Here is a 16256-nt window from a genome sequence, read left to right on the forward strand (position 1 = left end):
GCAGCATTTGCAGCACTGAAGGGCAGTCACTGTGACTGACAAGCTCGACAAGGTCCCTGGTCCGGAGGACGCTCCTCCGGCCGGGTCCGTACCCCCCGAGATGATCCGCGCGATCCCGGTCCGGCACTACGGCCGCTGGATCAGTGCCGTGGTCGTCATCGCCCTGGTCGTGGCGCTCGTGTACGCGTTCTCGCAGGGCAACGTCCGCTGGGCGACCGTCCCGGAGAAGCTGTTCGACCCCTCGATCATCAAGGGTCTGTTCAACACGATCTGGATCAGCGTCGCCTCCATGGCCCTGGGCCTGGTGCTCGGCGTGGTCTTCGCCGTGATGCGGCTCTCGAAGAACCCGGTGACCAGCACCATCGCCTGGTTCTACATCTGGTTCTTCCGCGGCACCCCGGTGTACGTCCAGCTCCTCATCTGGTTCAACCTCGCCCTGATCTTCCCGATCCTGAACCTCGGGTTCTACAAGGACGAGATGACCCAGGTCATGACGCCGTTCCTGGCCGCCCTGCTGGGTCTGGGCCTCAACGAGGGCGCGTACATGGCGGAGATCGTCCGGGCCGGCATCCAGTCGGTCGACGAGGGCCAGACCGAGGCCGCCCACGCGCTGGGCATGAAGCAGACGAAGACCATGCGACGGATCATCCTGCCGCAGGCCATGCGGGTGATCGTGCCGCCCACCGGCAACGAGTTCATCAACATGCTCAAGACCTCGTCGCTCGTGGTCGCCGTGCAGTACCCCGAGCTGCTGCGGGCGGCCCAGGACATCGCGTCCACCTCGTTCGCGGTGATGGAGATGTTCTTCGTCGCGTCCATCTGGTACCTGGTGCTGACCAGCGTCTTCTCCGTCGGCCAGTACTACCTGGAGCGGCACTACGCGCGCGGTTCGCTGCGCACGCTGCCGCCCACGCCGCTGCAGAAGATCAAGGCGAACCTCTCCCGCTTCTCGACCCGTGACAAGGCGGTGGCCTGATGACTGCCATGGTGAAGGCCGAGGGCGTCCACAAGTCCTACGGCGCGGCGCACATCCTCAAGGGCATCGACCTGGAGGTCGCTCCGCGTGAGGTGTTCTGCCTGATCGGACCCTCGGGTTCGGGCAAGTCGACCTTCCTCCGGTGCATCAACCACCTGGAGAAGATCAACGGCGGCCGGCTGTACGTCGACGGGGAGCTCGTCGGCTACCGCCAGAAGGGCGACAAGCTGTACGAGCTGAAGGACAGCGAGGTCGCGGCCCAGCGCCGGGACATCGGCATGGTCTTCCAGCGGTTCAACCTGTTCCCGCACATGACGGCCATCGAGAACGTCATGGAAGCCCCGGTCATGGTGAAGGGCGAGAGCAAGTCGGTCGCCCGCGAGCGCGCGATCAAGCTGCTCGACCGGGTGGGCCTGGGCGACAAGGGCGGCAACTACCCGTCCCAGCTCTCCGGCGGCCAGCAGCAGCGCGTGGCGATCGCCCGCGCGCTGGCCATGGAGCCGAAGCTGATGCTCTTCGACGAGCCCACTTCGGCCCTGGACCCGGAGCTGGTCGGCGACGTCCTCGACGTCATGCGCGACCTGGCCGAGTCGGGCATGACCATGATCGTGGTGACCCACGAGATGGGCTTCGCCCGCGAGGTCGGCGACAACCTGGTGTTCATGGACGGCGGCGTGGTGGTCGAGTCGGGCCACCCGCGCGAGGTCCTGACCAACCCGCAGCACGACCGCACGAAGGCGTTCCTGTCCAAGGTGCTGTAGCGCTGTAGCACGGCCGAAAGGGGCGGTACGGGTTTCCCGTACCGCCCCTTCGCCATGCCGGGCGCGGCGGTGCTACTTCAGCCCCAGAACCAGGGCGTCCGACGGGGACCGCCAGACCGTGCGGGCCTCGCGGAAGCCCGCCTCGCGCAGGGTGCGGGCGTGCCAGGCCGCGTCCGGGGTGTCGCCGTCGGCGTGCTCCCCGTAGATCTCGTAGCGGCGCTTGGTCGGCTCGGCGAGCACCGGGTCCTTCGCGCACAGCGCCCACCACTCGGCCCAGTCCAGCGCCCCCTCGGCGCGGGCCCGGTCCATGCCGGCGTGCCGGTGTGCGCGCTCGGCGGCGTTGATGGCCGGGGTGGCGGGGTCGGGCATGTGGTCGGCGTTCATGAACACCCCGCCGGTGCGGAGCAGCGGCGCCAGCTGCCCGTAGAGCACGGCGAGCCGGTCGCTGTGCAGCCAGTGCAGGGCGGTGGCGGTCAGGATCGCGTCGTAGGAGTCGTACGGGAGGGCCGCGGTCCAGTCGGGGTCCTTGAGGTCGGCGGTGACCAGGGTGACGCGGGGGTCGTCCGCGAAGTGGCCCTCGGCGATCGTCAGCAGGGCCGGATCGAGATCCACCCCCGTACTCATCGAATCCGGGAACCGCCGGAGCAGCCTGTCCGTAATACTTCCGGTACCGCATGCCAGATCCAGCACCCGGGGTGCGGGGCCGACCAATGCCTCGACCATGTCCAGCATCACCCGGAACCGCTCCTCGCGGTCGGGCATGTACCACTCCTGCTGGCGGTCCCAGCTGTCCTGCCAGGCCTGCCAGTCCGTACCGACGTTCATCCCTGAACCCTCCACACCCTCAGCACGCTCAGCGCGTAATACCCTCGAATACACATCAGCCGTTACGCCATACCGTCGCCACCCTAGATCGCAGCCGTAAGGACTACAAGTGGAACTGGCCCATTACTCGGACTATGCCCTGCGCCTGGTCAACACCGAGGAGCCGGCCCGCAACAAGGACGCGCTCACCTCGGTGGACGCGGTCCGCAGCTTGTTCGGGCCCAGCCAGCAGCTGGCCCGCCGGGTCACCGACGCGGACCTGACGCGCTTCCGCAATGTCCGGGGGCGGCTGCGCTCGGTCTTCGAGGCCGCCGACTCCGGCGACCACGTACTCGCGGTCGACCTGCTGAACTCCCTGCTGATGGAGTTCCCGGTCAGCCCGCAGATCTCCGGGCACGAGACCCTCGGCCCGGACGGTGCCCCCAACTGGCACATGCACCTCGCCGACCACACCTCGAACGCCACCGCCGGCTACGCCGCCATCGCCTGTATGGGCCTGGCCTGGCACCTGACGGAGTACGGGGCCGACCGGCTCGGGGTGTGCCAGGCCGCGCCCTGCCGCAACGCCTACCTGGACACCTCCACCAACCGCTCCCGGCGCTACTGCTCGGACCGCTGCGCCACCCGCGCGAACGTGGCCGCCTACCGGGCCCGCAAGCGCCTGGAGGCGGAGACCTCGGCGAACAGCGGGCGCAGGGCCGTCGCCGCCCAGGACAGCCGGGCCGCCAGCGAGGTCTGATCCTTGCCGCGCGGACGCAGCCGCAGCAGCCCGGTCCCCAGGACCATCTCCTCGGGCACCGCGCCGTAGTCCGTGCTGTCGCCCGGCGGCACGGCGTACGGGTTGTCGCCGAGCACCCACCAGCCGCCGGGCCGCCGCTCCACGGCCCGCTTGACCACCAGCAGGTCCTGCTGGAACGGATGCCGCAGCACCACGACGGCCCCCGGCCGGACCCGGGCTCCGTACCGGACCAGCAGCCGGTCCCCGTCCTCCAGCGTCGGCGCCATCGACGGACCGCTCACCTCCGCGATCCCGATCCGCCCGCGCGTCTCCCAGCTCTCCGGCATCTCCGCACTCCTCCTCGGCCTCGTCCTCGGCCTCGCGCTGCTCCCGTACATTCGCTCACGCCCTCCATCCTGAGCCTGGACTTTTGTCCCAAGCCCCTGGGGGCGCCCGCGAAATACGGCATCCCACGGAGTAATCTCCCCTCTTGAGAAGACGATCACGAGGAGGACCGCCCCCATGCTTTCCCGCTTCTTCGCCCCCAAGGTGAAGGTCAGCGCCCACTGCGACCTGCCGTGCGGCGTGTACGACCCGGCCCAGGCCCGTATCGAGGCCGAGTCGGTCAAGGGTTGCCAGGAGAAGTACCAGGCCAACACGGACCAGGACTTCCGCACCCGCGCCATCATCATCAAGGAGCAGCGCGCGGAGGTCGCCAAGCACCACATCTCGGTGCTGTGGAGCGACTACTTCAAGCCGCCGCACTTCGAGAAGTACCCCGAGCTGCACAAGCTGATCAACGACACCCTGAAGGCCCTGTCGGCCGCCAAGGCATCGAACGACCCGGCGACGGGCCAGGCGGCCCTGGACCTCATCGCCGAGGTCGACCGCATCTTCTGGGAGACCAAGAAGGCCTGATCCAGGCCTTTCGGTGGAAGCTCCCTGTGCAGAGCGCACATGACAACGGCCCGACCGCTTCGCGCGGCCGGGCCGTTGTTTTCGTCGTGTGCGGGCTCAGCCCTTCTCGCCGATGGCCGCCCGCAGCCAGTCGAGAGAGCCTGCCCGAGCAGCTCCTCGGCCAGCCGCTTACCCGTTTCGGTCGTGAGCCGGGCCCGGCTGTTGTCGATCCACCGCTGTGCGGCCACAGGTTCTGGATCGCCGACGCGTACTTCTTCCCATCCCACACGCGAGGGCGGGCCCGGCAACGCCGGGCCCGCCCTCGCGTGTGCAGCTGTGCAGTGGTCACTACTGGTGGGCAGACTGCTTGGTCTGCGTCTGCTTGGGGCTGTCCGAGAGCTTGAGCCAGACGACGCCGCCGATGATCACAGTGAGCCAGAGGACCTTGACCGGGGTGAGGGTCTCATCGAAGAAGACCGGGCCGAGCAGTGCCGCTCCCACAGCGCCGATGCCGGCCCAGACGGCGTAGCCGATGCCTACGTCGATGGTGCGCAGGGCCAGGCTCAGGGAGAAGAGCGTCAGCAGGAAGAAGACGACCGCGATCAGGGACCAGGAGAGCACGGTGAAGCCCTGGCTGCCTCCCACGGCCAAGGCGTAGGCGATCTCGAAGGCTCCGGCGAGGAGGAGGACCGGCCATGCGCGGGCTCGGTCGCTGCGGGCTGTGACGTTCTCGGTAGCGGTGGTTGACATGTGAGTTCCTTCCTTAGGGACGATCTCGGCAGGGGGCGGGGGTGGGGTTGGATTCCGGAGGTGTCAGGCTGCTCCGCTGAGCTGGAGGCCGACGACTCCGGCGATGACGGCGGCAATGCCCAGGAACTTTCGCCAGTCCAGACGCTGCCCGAAGACGAGGGCCCCGAGCACGACGATTCCGACGCCGGCGACGGCGGTCCAGATCGCATAGCCGACGCCAACGTCGAAGGTCAGCAGCGCCTGGCTGAGGAGGTAGGTGGCGATGCCACCGCTGACCAGCGTGGCGACGGTCCAGCCGGGCCGGGTGAAGCCCTGCGCCCTGCCCGCGGTGATGGCGACGGTGATCTCGAAGACGACGGCGAGGGCGAGGTAGAGCCAGTGCATGACGGGTGTCCTTACCTGGTGGTGGTTACGAGTGGAGGGTGAAGTCGTGGCGGTGCAGGTCGAGGTAGCGGATGAAGGGGGCCAGGCCCCGATCCACGGCAAGGTGCCGGGCCGCTGTCTCCAGGGGCAGTCGATCGGTTGCGTCGGCGTCGTAGCCGGCCCGGTAGTCGAACCCCCACGCGGCGGCGGTGTCGCGATCGACGGCGAAGCGGACGGCGGCGATGCCGTGAGCGGCGGCGACGCGGTAGCACAGGGCACACGGCTCTCCCGTCGCCAGCAGGGTGGCTCCCTGCAGAGCGGAGCGGCCACGGGCCCGGACGGCCTGGCGCAAGGCGACGATCTCCGCGTGGGCGGTGGGGTCGCCGGTCTCGTGGACGAGGTTCACACCAGGGTCGGAGATCCACCCGTCGGCGGCGACGAGCAGTCCGACGAAGGGAATCCCGCCGGACTCGACCCGGCGGACGCAGGTCTCCACGGCGTCGGCCATCAGAGCGGTGAGCCGGGTCGTGTCGGCAGTCATGCGGCGACCGCTTCCTGCAGCGCCCGGCGGATCACGCCTTCGGAAGCGACACCGTCGATGCGCCGGGTGCCGATGATGATCGTGGGGACGACGGTGATGTTCATCCGCGCCGACTCGGCCAGCGCCTGCCGGTGCCGCTCGGCGTATTCCTGCTCGTCGAGGGCTGCAGCGTAGGCGGCCGGGTCGAGTCCGGCCTCCTGGGCCAGGCGGGCCAGGACCGCGCGGTCCCCGATGTCGAGGTCCTCGCGGAAGAAGGCCGTCATCACGCGACGGTGGTAGGCGTGGGCCCGCCCCTGCTCCGCGGCGTACTGGGCACCCAGGAACGCCAACTCGGTGTAGGGCTGCGGCGAGACGGTCGGCAACCGCATCGGCACCTGATGGTGGCGTGCCAACGGGTACACGGCACGCTCCCATATATCGGGCAGGTACGGATCCTCCGGTCGCAGCGTGGGTGTCGGACGGGGACGCAACTCGTGAGCATGGTGGACGACTTCGGCATCGGGCCGGTCGGTGATCGCGCGCTCGACCATCTCGTCGGCGATCAGGCAGAACGGGCAGACGTAGTCCAACCAGAGATGGATCTGAGCAGTCACGGCGAGCTCCGGTTCCCCGAGGCACCCCCGGCGGGTGCGACACCCAGATCGTGTAACTTCACGCCGGCGTCAACTTCAAGGAACGGAAGTCGGCAAACAGGTCAGGAGGTCTCATGCGCATCGGTGAGTTGGCGGCTGCCAGCGGCGTCAGCACCCGGGCCCTGCGGTACTACGAGCAGCACGGGCTCATCCGCTCCGAGCGCACCCCCGGCGGGTGGCGCGACTTCGACAGCTCCACGGTCGAGCGGGTCGTCATGATCCAGCACCTGTTCGCTGCAGGCCTGGGCAGCTCCACCATCGACGCAGTGCTCCCCTGCATGGAGGCCCCGCTCGAAGAGCGCAACGGCGTCATGGAGCGCCTGTTCGCCCAGGAGGCCGAGCGCCTGGAGGCCAAGCGACGCGATATCGACCGCGAGCTCGACACCCTGCGAGCGCTCCGCACCGAAACAGCCTTGCCCGGCCAAGCCCCGTGATCAACCCACGAGCCCGAGCAGTGAAGACCTGCCGGGTCCCGGCGGGCAAGGCCACTCGTTCACCAAGGGCGCTCCTGGGGCGGCTGGGGCTCGATGCCTCTCTGGTCGCTCAGTTGCCCTGGCTTCGTCCCGGTTCCTCAACCGACTCGCGCTGGGCCTCGTTTTGGAGATCAGCCACGCGATGGAGTGCCGCCTTGAAGGCGCCGTACTCCTGCTCGCCCAGCGTTTTCGCGTGGCGTGCCTCGATCGCGCGCATGATGGCGGCAGCAGCCTCCATCTGAAGCAGGCCGCGTTCTGTGGGGTGGACCAGTTTGGCGCGGCGGTCCGTGGGGTCGGGTCTGCGTTCGACGTAGCCCAGGCGTTCGAGGTCGTCGATGAGGGAGCCGATGACTTGTTTGTGCTGTCCGGAGGCGCGGGCGAGTTCACTGGCTCGGATGCCGTCGGTGCGCAGATAGGCGAGAACGGCGCCGGCGCGGGGCTGGATGTCGTCGAAACCCTGTTCGGCGAGTGCGGTGAACAGTTCGCGCTGAACGGAGAAGAGGATCCGCGCGGCGAGCACGCCAAGGTCCGGTTCCGCAGCCTGGTGCTTGGCCAACGCCTCTCCCGCCCCGGCAGCCGTCCGCCGCTTGTGCTGTGTGACCAGCGATCCTAGTTGCCCGCCCGGTGGGCTCGGGCATAACCTTGAATAGTCACTGATATTGACTATCAAGATTGGTGACCAAAGGGGCTGTGGCTCAACCCCCAAAGGAGCGGAAGATGAGCGAGCGCAGCAAGTTCCTGGAGTCGATCACCCGAGAGAACGCCGCCGTGGTGCTGGTCGACCACCAAGTGGGCCTTCTGTCCGGCGTCCGGGACATCCCGGTCGGAGAGCTGAAGCACAACGTGGTGGCGCTGGCGCAGGCGGCGACCGTGCTCGGCATCCCGCTGGTCGTCACCACCACAGCGGCCGACAGCATGTGGGGGCCGACCGCCCCCGAGCTGGCTCACGTACTGCCGCCCGGACAGAAGATCATCGACCGCAGCACGGTCAACGCCTGGCACGACGGTCGCGTCCGCGAAGCCATCGAGGCCACCGGGCGGCAGAAGCTGATCTTCGCCGGAGTGTCACTGGAGGTGTGCGCGGCGCTGCCCGCGATTTCCGCAACGGCCGCCGGGTTCGACGCGTACGTCGCCGTGGACGCCTCAGGCACCTTCAGCCAGACCAAGCGGGAAGCCGGGCTGCTGCGCATGCAGCAGGCGGGCATCATCGTCAGCGACTACGCCACCCTCATGGTCGAGGCCCTGGCCGACAACGCATCTCCCGAGTCCGGCGCCGTCTACGCCGCCCTCGACATGCCGTTCGCCGTCCTGGTCGGTCAGATCTCCGCCGCTCATCACGTCTAGCGGACCGTTGGCCGACCGTCGCCGACCGCCGTGCCCCCGGGCGCCCTCCCGCGTCCGGGGCTTGCGGGCGACGGCCGTACGCCACCTCCGCGGGAGCAAGCAGGATGCGCCCCCTGGCGGCGCAGGCTCTCCACCGACCCGCATCCAGGGTCGGCAGGCTGGGCTAACTGCTGGACCCGGAGGACCAAGTAGCGGGACGGCGCCCACGGCCTGGCCCCCAGCGTGCGCCCCTCCGCCCCAGGGCCGTCCGGCTGCCAATCTTGCGATCAGTGGAACCAGACGACAAGCCGCACCTGGTCTGCGCCGTGGAGTTCGCTGAGCGTCCGCATCACGCTCCAGACCGGTCCCCAGTCGGTCTCGTTTCCCGCAACACCGTCGCGACTGCGGGTACCGGAACTGTCCGTCTCGCTCCAGTCGTCGGCGGCGAGCTCGGACCAGGTGATCCACGTTGTGCCGTGTACGTCAGGAGAGCCGCCATAGGTCGCGTACTCGGTTCGCAGCGACTCGGACGCGTCAGCTGGAAAGCCGCGGCCTTCGGCCAGAGGACGGAAGCCGAAGTCGTTGCGGATGCCGAAGAGACTGGCGAGGGCGTCATAGGCGTTGCCGTTATTGAGGAGGTACAGGTCGATGGCGGCCTGCCACACGGAGTCCTCGTCGTCGGGGCCCCAGAGGCGGGCGCCCGGTCGGCACTCGATCATCCCGCTGACTTCGGTAGACATGCCGAGATCGTGCCTGACGGGCGCCTGGCTCGGCATCCGCATGTGCCGCCACTCGATCTCCCACGCCGGACGTCTCAGTAGGCCACCACGCTGCGCCCAGCAGCTCCCGGCGCTGCTGCTCAGAGTGCGGATGACAACGGCCCGACCGCTTCGTGCGGCTGGGCCGTTGTCGCTCCCAGGGACGCTTCCTGCGTTCCGGATCAGTCCAGCGGGATGGCCTGGTGTGCCGCCACGATCTCGTCGATCCGGTGCGCCAGGTCGAAGTCCGCCGCGGTGAGCCGGTGCCCAGCGTCGTGCGTTGTGATGGACGCGCGCAGATGGTCGATGCGGAGGTCGAGGTCCGCGTGGTGCTGAATCCGCCGGGACCGATCCGCGATCGTCACGATTGCGGCCACCGCGGCGTGGTAGCGGATCTCGTACGTGCGGGTGATTTCGTCGCCGTTCCGCTCCCACCCGGGCAGGTCGGCCAGTGCCTGCTCGATTGCCTTGTCGCTCATCGGCTGCGGTGCGCCCATGTCAGCTCCCCTCGGTCACGGGCGCCAGGATCTCGGAGAGGTCCCGGCCTACCGGGGCATCGTGCCACGGCCGCATGGCCCGCTCCAGGGTGGTCAGTTCACGAAGCATCCGCGCCGACCGGGTCTCTGCGGCAATCGTCGCGGCCTCCCGGGCAATCTCCACCGCGTGGTCCGGCTCCCGAGCGGAGGCAACCGCGGTGGCGTGCCGGGCCAGGTACACACCACGGTCCCGGCGCGCGGTCGCAGGCACCGCGGCAAGCACCTGCGACCACAGGAAGTCCGCCTCGCGGCCGAGGCCAAGCCGGCCGTAGCAAGTGGCACGCTGAACTTCCAGGTAGCCCGGGGTCCGCCGGCAGGCGTTGCCCCATGGCAGGTCGTCATCGACCTGGGACAGCAAGCCGTCTGCGGTGTCGATGAGCCGGTCGACGGCGCCCCGGTCGCCGGTGAGGCTGGCCCCATGGGCCTGCTGCTGCATGGCCATGACCCGGACCTTGGGGAAGATCCGGTCATCGTCGAGAGTGGCCTCGCACAGGTCGATGACACCGTGCCCGTCGCCGAGGTCGGTACGGATCTGCGCCAGATTCACCAGCGAATACCCGATCAGGTGCGGATCCCGCGAGCGGGTCGCGATCTCCTGCGTTGTCCCCCGCCAGAACGCAGCCGCGCCGAGGTCACCCGCGTCCTGGTACAGCCAGCCGACGAGCGCGGCATAGGCGGCACCGACACGGAGGAGCCCGCGACGGGTCTCCCCGACGGCGGACCGGATCAGCTTGTCGATGAGCTGGTACTGGGCGGACACGGTGCCGATGAGGTCGTGGGGCCCGAGGAACATGTCGGCCCGGTAGTGGCCCTCCAACTGCTCCTGAAAATACGCGATCAGGGCGGGGTCTACGTGCTGGGGAGCGGTAGGGCCGGGCATGAGGGCAGCCGCCGTGACCGATACGAACGTCCTGCGTTTCACATCGTCCTCTTGGTGATGCTCGGGACGGATCCACCCGGGCGGTGTGGTGAACCCGAGCTCTTCGGGCCATCGGCCGAGCACGTCGTGCAGCACGATCGCCGTCTCCTCCGGCGGCCAGCCCGCCGCTCGCCCTCCCATCGGCGCCATGTGCGCGCGGACACCGTGAAGTGGGGATCGTCCAAGAGGCGTTGCCCGTGCTCGGCGAGACGCTCGGCGGCGGCCTCCATGGTGCGCCAGCCCGCGCGCAGCCTGGCTGCTCGCAGCGCGTCGTTGCGGTGGCTCATGGCCCCAGTCTGAGGTGTCTTCACGCGTGTCCCTGGCCATGGCCGCAACGTGGCCACGTATGGCCACGTGATGGCCTATCTGCCCATCAGCGTGCCCGCCAATCATCCTCCTATGACCGCAAAGAGGCCTCCCGAGGCCGCTCTGAAGGTAGTCCCTTGTCACGAAGCGCCGCTGCCGACCGCGATCAGCGATCTCACCCGGGAGCAGAGCCAGGGCCGGGCCTGCTGTGTCTGCCGAACGCCCCTCAGCGTCGGTGCCGTGCATCGCGGCACCATCCTCGGCCGGGCCGGTGTGCACGTCCTGGACACCGAGGTGTGGTCCTGTCCGCCGTCGGAGGTGAGCGAGTGACCGCCGTCCGGTTCTGCACGAAGTGCGACGAGCCCATCTGCGGGGACGCCCGCCGGATCATCCGGCACAGCGCCTCCGGGGCACGGCCGGACGACTGGGTGCATCATCCGCACTGCCCCCGACCGGTAAGCAGTAAGCCGCCCGTGCCGCCCCTCAGGCGCTTCCGATGACCAACGTGTGGGAGGCGGAGCTCGCGGGGGCCGTCGGCGCCGTACTCGCGACGGTGGAGCCGCCGGGCGAGGAGGAGGCCGCTCAACGGCTGAGCTACCTGGACTACCACGGCGGTCGGGTCTACTTCTACGTCGCGTGCTCCGCCGACGAGCGGGGACGTAGGACCGAGGGAGCAGAGAACGCCCTCGCGAACTGGGAGGCAGTCACCGCTCTGAACCCGGCTGACGCGGCCACTGGGCCGTGGGGGAAGGCGGTCTCGCTGGCACGGGTGATCCGTGACCTCCTGGCCGCGGGCGAGGTGCACCTTGACCGCCTCCGGCGCTGGGAGGAAGAGGAGCGGCTGGGACTGCGCCGCCGGCCGTCCCCGCCGGGCGGCTGGGATTCTTGATCTTCCGGGGCGGCGCGGGGCGGGCGTCTCGGGGCGTGCCTCGCCCGGGGGCGTCTGCGCGAGTTGTCTGCCGGGCTGTCCCGTTGTCGCCTTATGCCGTTCACCCCGGGCTGCTGGGATTCCTTCGCCAACTCAACTGCGGCTGGAGGCATTTCGGTGAATCTGGTGGTCAACGGAGATGCGGAGAGCGGACCCGGGGGCGGGTCCGCTCCGGTGGGGTCCGTGGTGGGGTGGACCATTCGGCAGGGGGCGCCCGCGTTGGTCGCGTACAGCCTCGGGGGTGGGTATCCGACCCCGTCCGACCCCGGGCCCGCGCCGCGCGGCAGCCGGTTCTTCTCCGGGGGGAACAGCCCGGTCACCGAGCTGGTGCAGGACCTCGCGGTACCGGCCGGGGTGGATGCCGGCAGCGTCCGCTACACGCTCGGCGGCTGGCTGGGCGGATACCTCGGGCAGGAGGACGGGGTGCAGCTCTCCGTCGAGTTCCGCGATGCCAAGGGCGCCCCGCTCGCGCTGTCCGTGCTGGGGCCGGTGACCTCCGGTGAGCGGGCCGCGCGCACCGCGCTGCTCCAGCGGAGCGTGACCTCGACCGTGCCGCCGGGGGCCCGCAGTGCGCGGGTCCGGCTGGTGTTCACCCGGGCGGGCGGGACCTCCAATGATGGGTACGCCGACGCCGTGTCCCTTGTTCTGACCGGGCTGGCCGGAGGTGTGGCGTGAGGCTTAATCGGCGTGATCTGCTCAAGGCCGCCGGTGCGGCCGGTGCGCTCAATCTGGTCTGGCCGCTGAGTGCCGGGCTGTCCCCGGCGCAGGCCCTGGAGGCGGCGCAGGCACTGGGGGCTACGTACGACCCGGCGCCGTTCACCCTCGGGGTGGGATCCGGTGATCCGCAGCCGGGCAGTGTGGTGCTGTGGACCCGGCTGGCTCCGGAGCCGCTCGCCGCCGAGCAGGCGCTGCCCGACATCGTCGAGGTGGAGTGGCTGGTGGCCGAGGACCCGGCGCTGAGCCGGGTGGTGGCCCGGGGCAGCCACCCCGCCTCCGCCACGCTCGGGCACAGCGTGCACGTCGCCGTGCACGGCCTCGCGCCCGGCACCCGCTACTGGTACGCCTTCCGGGCGCTCGGGAAGACCAGCCGGGTGGGGCGGACGAAGACCGCCGCCGCCGGCCCGGTGCCGCGGGTGCGGTTCGCCGCCGCCAACTGCCAGGCGTTCCATGACGGTTACTACGCCGCCCATCGTGGGATCGCCGCCGAGGACCTCGACTTTGTCGTCCACCTCGGGGACTACATCTACGAGCACGGGCCGGTCGGGGGCGACCACGTACGGGACCACGACGCGCCCGCCACCCTCACCCTGGCCGACTACCGGCGGCGGCACGCCCTCTACAAGGGCGACCCGTCGCTGCGCGATGCGCACGCCGCGCACCCCTGGTACCTCACCTGGGACGACCACGAGGTGGTCAACGACTACAGCGGGACCACCGGCGGCGCCCCCTTCCTCAAGCGCCGCTCGGCCGCCTACCAGGCCTGGTACGAGAACCAGCCGCACCGCGACGCCTCGGCGGCCGGCGGGGCCGGGCTGCCCGACCCGGAGATCCACCGGGTCCGGCGCTGGGGCGACCTGCTGGAGCTGACGGTGCTGGACCTGCGGTCGTACCGGTCCGCGCAGAACCTGGCCGGCGGGACCATCCTGGGGGCGCAGCAGAAGGGCTGGCTGAAGCAGAACGTCTCCGCGGCCCCCGACAGCTGGCACGTATGGGCCAACTCGATCATGTTGAGCCAGCTGCGCTCCCGGGTGGGCGGCGGCTATATGTTCACCGACCAGTGGGACGGGTTCACGGCCGAGCGGAAGGAGGTGCTCACCCATGTGCTGAACTCCGGCATGGAGGACCTGGTGGTGGTCACCGGCGACTGGCACTCGGCGTTCGTGGACGACATCCGGCCGGACTTCGACAACACCGCCTCCCCGGTGATCGGGACGGAGTTCACGGCGCACTCGGTCACCTCGGGCGCGTACTCGGCGGACTGGAACAAGACCAACGGGCCGGTGATGGGCCGGGCCAACCCGCACCTGAAGTACTTCGAGGGGAATCGTTACGGCTACGACGTCTACGAGGCGACGCCCGCCCGCTTCTCCGCGCACCTCCGGGTCATCGCCGACCGCCGCGACCCGAACTCGCCCGTCACCACCCTGACCAGCTTCCACATCGACCGGGGCGTGGCCGGCTCCTACGAGGACACTGCGACGAAGAACTCACCGGCACAGTGGCGGCGGGACTAGAACCCGCCGTTACCGAGGAGTAGCGTCCGGGGGCATGTTCGCTGCCTATGCCGCCCGTATTGACCGTGACCAGCCGCTGAACGGCCTCGAGCTGGGCGAGCGCCCGGCCCCCGGGGCGCGCCCCGGCTGGGTGACCGTGAACGTCAGGGCCGCCTCGCTCAACCACCACGATCTGTGGTCGTTGCGCGGGGTGGGCCTCGGCGAGGACAAGCTCCCGATGATCCTGGGGTGTGATGCCGCCGGGATCGACCCGGACGGCAACGAGGTCGTCCTGCACTCCGTGATCGGACAGACCGGGCACGGGGTCGGGCCGGACGAGCCGCGCTCGATCCTGACCGAGCGCTACCAGGGCACCTTCGCCGAGCAGGTGACCGTCCCGGCTTGGAACGTGCTGCGCAAGCCGGCCGGGCTGTCCTTCGAGGAGGCCGCCTGTCTGCCGACCGCGTGGCTGACGGCGTACCGGATGCTGTTCACCAATGCGGGAGTCCGCCCCGGTGATTCGGTCCTGGTGCAGGGCGCGGGCGGCGGCGTGGCCACGGCCGCGATCGTGCTCGGGAAGGCGGCCGGACTGCGGGTGTTCGCCACCAGCCGGGACGAGGCGAAGCGCAAGCGGGCCGTGGAGCTGGGCGCGGTGGACGCCTTCGAGCCCGGGGCGCGGCTGCCGCAGCGGGTGGACGCGGTGATCGAGACGGTGGGCGCGGCGACCTGGTCGCACTCGGTGAAGTCGCTGCGGCCCGGCGGCACGCTCGTGATCTCGGGCGCGACCAGCGGGGACCGGCCGGCGCATGCCGAGCTGACCCGGATCTTCTTCCTGGAGCTGAAGGTGGTGGGGTCGACGATGGGCTCGAAGGACGAGCTGGAGGACCTGCTCTCGTTCTGCGCGGCGACCGGCGTACGCCCGGTGATCGACGAGGTGCTGCCGTTGGACCGGGCGCGCGAGGGCTTCGAGAAGCTCGCGACCGGCGATCTGTTCGGCAAGGTGGTATTGACCGTCTGACGCCTGGGGCACGGGCCGGCCCCGCCCCCTCAGGGCCATTCGTCGGGGCGGAGGCCGAGTGCCGAGCGGCGGACCACGATGTCGCCGATGACGGTGCGCGCGTGGACCTGGACGGTCTGCTCGGGGGTGCCGAGCAGGTTGTCGAAGAGGTCCAGGGACCGGTAGACGGTGCCGGAGCGGGCGTCGAGGTCCAATTGGGCGGCCGTGCCGCCGACGATGCCCACCTCGAGCTGTCCGGAGGCCGTCTCCAGGACGAGTGGCCCCCGGAGGGTCTCGTCGATCCGGACGTCGCCCTGCGAGGTCCTCGCCTCGACCGAGGCGTGCGTCCGGCCGATGTGGATGTCGCCGTTCTCGACGTACACGCCCAGCGGGCCCATGACCTCGCCGAGCAGGGTGTCGCCCTTGCTGCGCCGGACGGTGGCCTCGCCGTCGATGGTGTGGATGCGTACGTCGCCACAGTCGGCGGACACCTCCACATCGCCGGTGGCCCGGTCCACGGTGATGTTGCCGAGGCCGGAGGTCAGGTGCAGGGCCCCGGTCCGGGAGAGCCGGATGTGGCCGCAGTCGTTGGTGAGCCGGCACTCCCCCAGCCGGCCGTCGCAGCGGAAGTCGGCGGCCACCCCGTCCCCGTAGACGGTCGATCCGGCCGGCAGGTGGATCACCAGCGACACCGCTCCGCCCGCCCGGGCCCGGTCGCGGGCCTTCGGAACGCTCACCACGAGCTTGCCGGTCGCGTAGTCGATGCGGGTCTGCTCGGCGGCCACCACGTCGCGGGGTTCCGAGGAGTCGAAGGGCCGCACGTCGACGATGGTGTCGGTGCGCTCACTCGCGATGATCCACACATTGCCGACGTCGAGTTCGACGGTGGCGCGGATCGGCTTCGGTGTGACGAATATCGGCATGGCGGGGGCCTCTTGGAGGTCTGCGGTGGCCGTCCCCGGCTCCGGCATGGGCGGAAAGGATCTCAGGAAGGGGTAGGGCGGTGGTGGAGCGAGCCTGGACCTATGGCAAGCAGCCCGTGCCGGCACGATCGGCCACGGGCTGCGGTTGCTCTGTCCTGCGTGCTGCGTTCGGTGCGATGGCTTCCGCGTGCTGCTCCGGGTTTCGGATCAGTGGGTGCGGTCCTTGTTGAAGTGGCTCATGGCCCAGAAGAAGCCGAGGACGGCGATGCCGAGGATCCAGGCGGCGGCGATCCAGCCGCTGTTGCCGATCTCGGTGCCCATCAGGAGGCCGCGGAGGGTTTCGATGACGGGGGTGAAGGGCTGGTACTCGGCGAACCAGCGCAGGCCGGTGGGCATGGTGTCGGTGGGGACGACGCC

Annotated in this window: 21 protein-coding genes and 2 pseudogenes; 10 read left to right on the forward strand and 13 right to left on the reverse strand. The window is 69.8% G+C overall.

What is annotated here, in order from left to right; translation table 11 throughout:
• The first annotated feature begins 31 nt into the window (after positions 1-31).
• Both ABT123_RS07975 and ABT123_RS07980 read left to right on the forward strand, forming a co-directional pair.
• A complete protein-coding gene (locus ABT123_RS07975; RefSeq protein WP_502970899.1) occupies positions 32-976 on the forward strand; it encodes an amino acid ABC transporter permease in 945 nt (314 codons plus the stop codon).
• Complete coding sequence (locus ABT123_RS07980; RefSeq protein WP_351310904.1) at positions 976-1737, forward strand: amino acid ABC transporter ATP-binding protein; 762 nt, start codon at positions 976-978, stop codon at positions 1735-1737. Before ABT123_RS07975 ends, ABT123_RS07980 begins: the two co-directional genes overlap by 1 nt.
• A gap of 72 nt (positions 1738-1809) precedes the next feature.
• On the opposite strand, the gene ABT123_RS07985 is transcribed toward ABT123_RS07980, so the two are convergent.
• Positions 1810-2562 carry a class I SAM-dependent methyltransferase gene (locus tag ABT123_RS07985; RefSeq protein ID WP_351310906.1) on the reverse strand — a complete coding sequence of 251 codons (753 nt, stop codon included), beginning with the start codon at positions 2560-2562 and terminating at the stop codon, positions 1810-1812.
• Between the two features lie 109 nt (positions 2563-2671).
• Here ABT123_RS07985 and ABT123_RS07990 point away from each other — a divergent pair, with 109 nt between their 5' ends.
• On the forward strand, positions 2672-3301 hold the full coding sequence (locus ABT123_RS07990) for a CGNR zinc finger domain-containing protein (protein WP_351310908.1): 630 nt from the start codon (positions 2672-2674) through the stop codon (positions 3299-3301).
• Here ABT123_RS07990 and sodX read toward each other — a convergent pair.
• Positions 3205-3627, reverse strand: coding sequence for a nickel-type superoxide dismutase maturation protease (gene sodX, locus ABT123_RS07995; protein WP_351310910.1), 423 nt, complete (start codon positions 3625-3627; stop codon positions 3205-3207). The genes ABT123_RS07990 and sodX overlap by 97 nt on opposite strands.
• A 175-nt stretch (positions 3628-3802) precedes the next feature.
• Here sodX and sodN point away from each other — a divergent pair, with 175 nt between their 5' ends.
• A complete protein-coding gene (gene sodN, locus ABT123_RS08000; protein ID WP_150207463.1) occupies positions 3803-4198 on the forward strand; it encodes a superoxide dismutase, Ni in 396 nt (131 codons plus the stop codon).
• A 96-nt stretch (positions 4199-4294) separates the two neighbouring features.
• Here the strand turns inward: sodN and ABT123_RS08005 are convergent.
• The 5 genes and pseudogenes from ABT123_RS08005 to ABT123_RS08025 form a co-directional block, all read right to left on the reverse strand.
• Positions 4295-4419: pseudogene (locus ABT123_RS08005) on the reverse strand (HD domain-containing protein); the annotation flags it as partial.
• 106 nt (positions 4420-4525) lie between these two features.
• Complete coding sequence (locus ABT123_RS08010) at positions 4526-4927, reverse strand: DMT family transporter (RefSeq protein ID WP_351310912.1); 402 nt, start codon at positions 4925-4927, stop codon at positions 4526-4528.
• 63 nt (positions 4928-4990) lie between these two features.
• Positions 4991-5311: a DMT family transporter gene (locus tag ABT123_RS08015; RefSeq protein WP_351310914.1), complete on the reverse strand. Its 321-nt coding sequence runs from the start codon at positions 5309-5311 to the stop codon at positions 4991-4993.
• A 25-nt stretch (positions 5312-5336) separates the two neighbouring features.
• Positions 5337-5831 carry a deaminase gene (locus ABT123_RS08020; RefSeq protein WP_351310915.1) on the reverse strand — a complete coding sequence of 165 codons (495 nt, stop codon included), beginning with the start codon at positions 5829-5831 and terminating at the stop codon, positions 5337-5339.
• Positions 5828-6424: a DsbA family oxidoreductase gene (locus ABT123_RS08025; RefSeq protein WP_351310917.1), complete on the reverse strand. Its 597-nt coding sequence runs from the start codon at positions 6422-6424 to the stop codon at positions 5828-5830. Before ABT123_RS08025 ends, ABT123_RS08020 begins: the two co-directional genes overlap by 4 nt.
• A 113-nt stretch (positions 6425-6537) precedes the next feature.
• On the opposite strand from ABT123_RS08025, the gene ABT123_RS08030 reads away from it, so the two are divergent.
• Entirely contained in the window at positions 6538-6897 is a 360-nt protein-coding gene (locus tag ABT123_RS08030; protein WP_351310919.1) for a MerR family transcriptional regulator, read from the forward strand.
• A 109-nt stretch (positions 6898-7006) separates the two neighbouring features.
• Here the strand turns inward: ABT123_RS08030 and ABT123_RS08035 are convergent, their stop codons facing one another.
• Positions 7007-7492: a MarR family winged helix-turn-helix transcriptional regulator gene (locus tag ABT123_RS08035; protein ID WP_351310921.1), complete on the reverse strand. Its 486-nt coding sequence runs from the start codon at positions 7490-7492 to the stop codon at positions 7007-7009.
• Between the two features lie 161 nt (positions 7493-7653).
• Here ABT123_RS08035 and ABT123_RS08040 point away from each other — a divergent pair, with 161 nt between their 5' ends.
• Entirely contained in the window at positions 7654-8280 is a 627-nt protein-coding gene (locus tag ABT123_RS08040; protein WP_351310923.1) for an isochorismatase family protein, read from the forward strand.
• A gap of 266 nt (positions 8281-8546) precedes the next feature.
• On the opposite strand, the gene ABT123_RS08045 is transcribed toward ABT123_RS08040, so the two are convergent.
• From ABT123_RS08045 to ABT123_RS08055, 3 genes are all read right to left on the reverse strand, one after another.
• Positions 8547-8999, reverse strand: a complete 453-nt coding sequence (locus ABT123_RS08045) for a hypothetical protein (RefSeq protein ID WP_351310925.1) — start codon at positions 8997-8999, stop codon at positions 8547-8549.
• 200 nt (positions 9000-9199) lie between these two features.
• Entirely contained in the window at positions 9200-9514 is a 315-nt protein-coding gene (locus ABT123_RS08050; RefSeq protein WP_351310927.1) for a 4a-hydroxytetrahydrobiopterin dehydratase, read from the reverse strand.
• Between the two features lies 1 nt (position 9515).
• Positions 9516-10622 carry an NsdA family TPR-like regulatory protein gene (locus ABT123_RS08055; protein WP_351310929.1) on the reverse strand — a complete coding sequence of 369 codons (1107 nt, stop codon included), beginning with the start codon at positions 10620-10622 and terminating at the stop codon, positions 9516-9518.
• Between the two features lie 652 nt (positions 10623-11274).
• Here ABT123_RS08055 and ABT123_RS08060 point away from each other — a divergent pair.
• The 4 genes from ABT123_RS08060 (at position 11275) to ABT123_RS08075 (ending at position 14937) form a co-directional block, all read left to right on the forward strand.
• Positions 11275-11667, forward strand: a complete 393-nt coding sequence (locus ABT123_RS08060; RefSeq protein ID WP_351310931.1) for a hypothetical protein — start codon at positions 11275-11277, stop codon at positions 11665-11667.
• A gap of 225 nt (positions 11668-11892) precedes the next feature.
• On the forward strand, positions 11893-12381 hold the full coding sequence (locus tag ABT123_RS08065; protein ID WP_351310933.1) for a phosphoesterase: 489 nt from the start codon (positions 11893-11895) through the stop codon (positions 12379-12381).
• Positions 12378-13940: an alkaline phosphatase D family protein gene (locus ABT123_RS08070; RefSeq protein WP_351310934.1), complete on the forward strand. Its 1563-nt coding sequence runs from the start codon at positions 12378-12380 to the stop codon at positions 13938-13940. The genes ABT123_RS08065 and ABT123_RS08070 overlap by 4 nt, the downstream gene beginning before the upstream one ends.
• A gap of 34 nt (positions 13941-13974) precedes the next feature.
• Entirely contained in the window at positions 13975-14937 is a 963-nt protein-coding gene (locus ABT123_RS08075) for a zinc-binding dehydrogenase (RefSeq protein WP_351310936.1), read from the forward strand.
• A 29-nt stretch (positions 14938-14966) separates the two neighbouring features.
• On the opposite strand, the gene ABT123_RS08080 is transcribed toward ABT123_RS08075, so the two are convergent.
• Together ABT123_RS08080 and ABT123_RS08085 are read right to left on the reverse strand one after the other, a co-directional pair.
• Entirely contained in the window at positions 14967-15839 is an 873-nt protein-coding gene (locus tag ABT123_RS08080; RefSeq protein WP_351310938.1) for a DUF4097 family beta strand repeat-containing protein, read from the reverse strand.
• A 207-nt stretch (positions 15840-16046) separates the two neighbouring features.
• Positions 16047-16256 (reverse strand): annotated as a pseudogene (locus ABT123_RS08085) (ABC transporter permease); the annotation flags it as partial.

It is taken from the genome of Streptomyces sp. NPDC002054, assembly GCF_040296685.1.
Taxonomy (GTDB): domain Bacteria; phylum Actinomycetota; class Actinomycetes; order Streptomycetales; family Streptomycetaceae; genus Streptomyces.

Bases quoted from the DNA above. Each gene is read 5' to 3' on its own strand.
- ABT123_RS07980 (WP_351310904.1), top strand. From the start codon at position 976: ATGACTGCCATGGTGAAGGCCGAGGGCGTCCACAAGTCCTACGGCGCG.
- ABT123_RS07985 (WP_351310906.1), bottom strand. From the start codon at position 2,562: ATGAACGTCGGTACGGACTGGCAGGCCTGGCAGGACAGCTGGGACCGC.
- sodX (WP_351310910.1), bottom strand. From the start codon at position 3,627: ATGCCGGAGAGCTGGGAGACGCGCGGGCGGATCGGGATCGCGGAGGTG.
- sodN (WP_150207463.1), top strand. From the start codon at position 3,803: ATGCTTTCCCGCTTCTTCGCCCCCAAGGTGAAGGTCAGCGCCCACTGC.
- ABT123_RS08010 (WP_351310912.1), bottom strand. From the start codon at position 4,927: ATGTCAACCACCGCTACCGAGAACGTCACAGCCCGCAGCGACCGAGCC.
- ABT123_RS08015 (WP_351310914.1), bottom strand. From the start codon at position 5,311: ATGCACTGGCTCTACCTCGCCCTCGCCGTCGTCTTCGAGATCACCGTC.
- ABT123_RS08020 (WP_351310915.1), bottom strand. From the start codon at position 5,831: ATGACTGCCGACACGACCCGGCTCACCGCTCTGATGGCCGACGCCGTG.
- ABT123_RS08030 (WP_351310919.1), top strand. From the start codon at position 6,538: ATGCGCATCGGTGAGTTGGCGGCTGCCAGCGGCGTCAGCACCCGGGCC.
- ABT123_RS08040 (WP_351310923.1), top strand. From the start codon at position 7,654: ATGAGCGAGCGCAGCAAGTTCCTGGAGTCGATCACCCGAGAGAACGCC.
- ABT123_RS08045 (WP_351310925.1), bottom strand. From the start codon at position 8,999: ATGTCTACCGAAGTCAGCGGGATGATCGAGTGCCGACCGGGCGCCCGC.
- ABT123_RS08050 (WP_351310927.1), bottom strand. From the start codon at position 9,514: ATGGGCGCACCGCAGCCGATGAGCGACAAGGCAATCGAGCAGGCACTG.
- ABT123_RS08055 (WP_351310929.1), bottom strand. From the start codon at position 10,622: ATGGCGCCGATGGGAGGGCGAGCGGCGGGCTGGCCGCCGGAGGAGACG.
- ABT123_RS08060 (WP_351310931.1), top strand. From the start codon at position 11,275: ATGACCAACGTGTGGGAGGCGGAGCTCGCGGGGGCCGTCGGCGCCGTA.
- ABT123_RS08075 (WP_351310936.1), top strand. From the start codon at position 13,975: ATGTTCGCTGCCTATGCCGCCCGTATTGACCGTGACCAGCCGCTGAAC.
- ABT123_RS08080 (WP_351310938.1), bottom strand. From the start codon at position 15,839: ATGCCGATATTCGTCACACCGAAGCCGATCCGCGCCACCGTCGAACTC.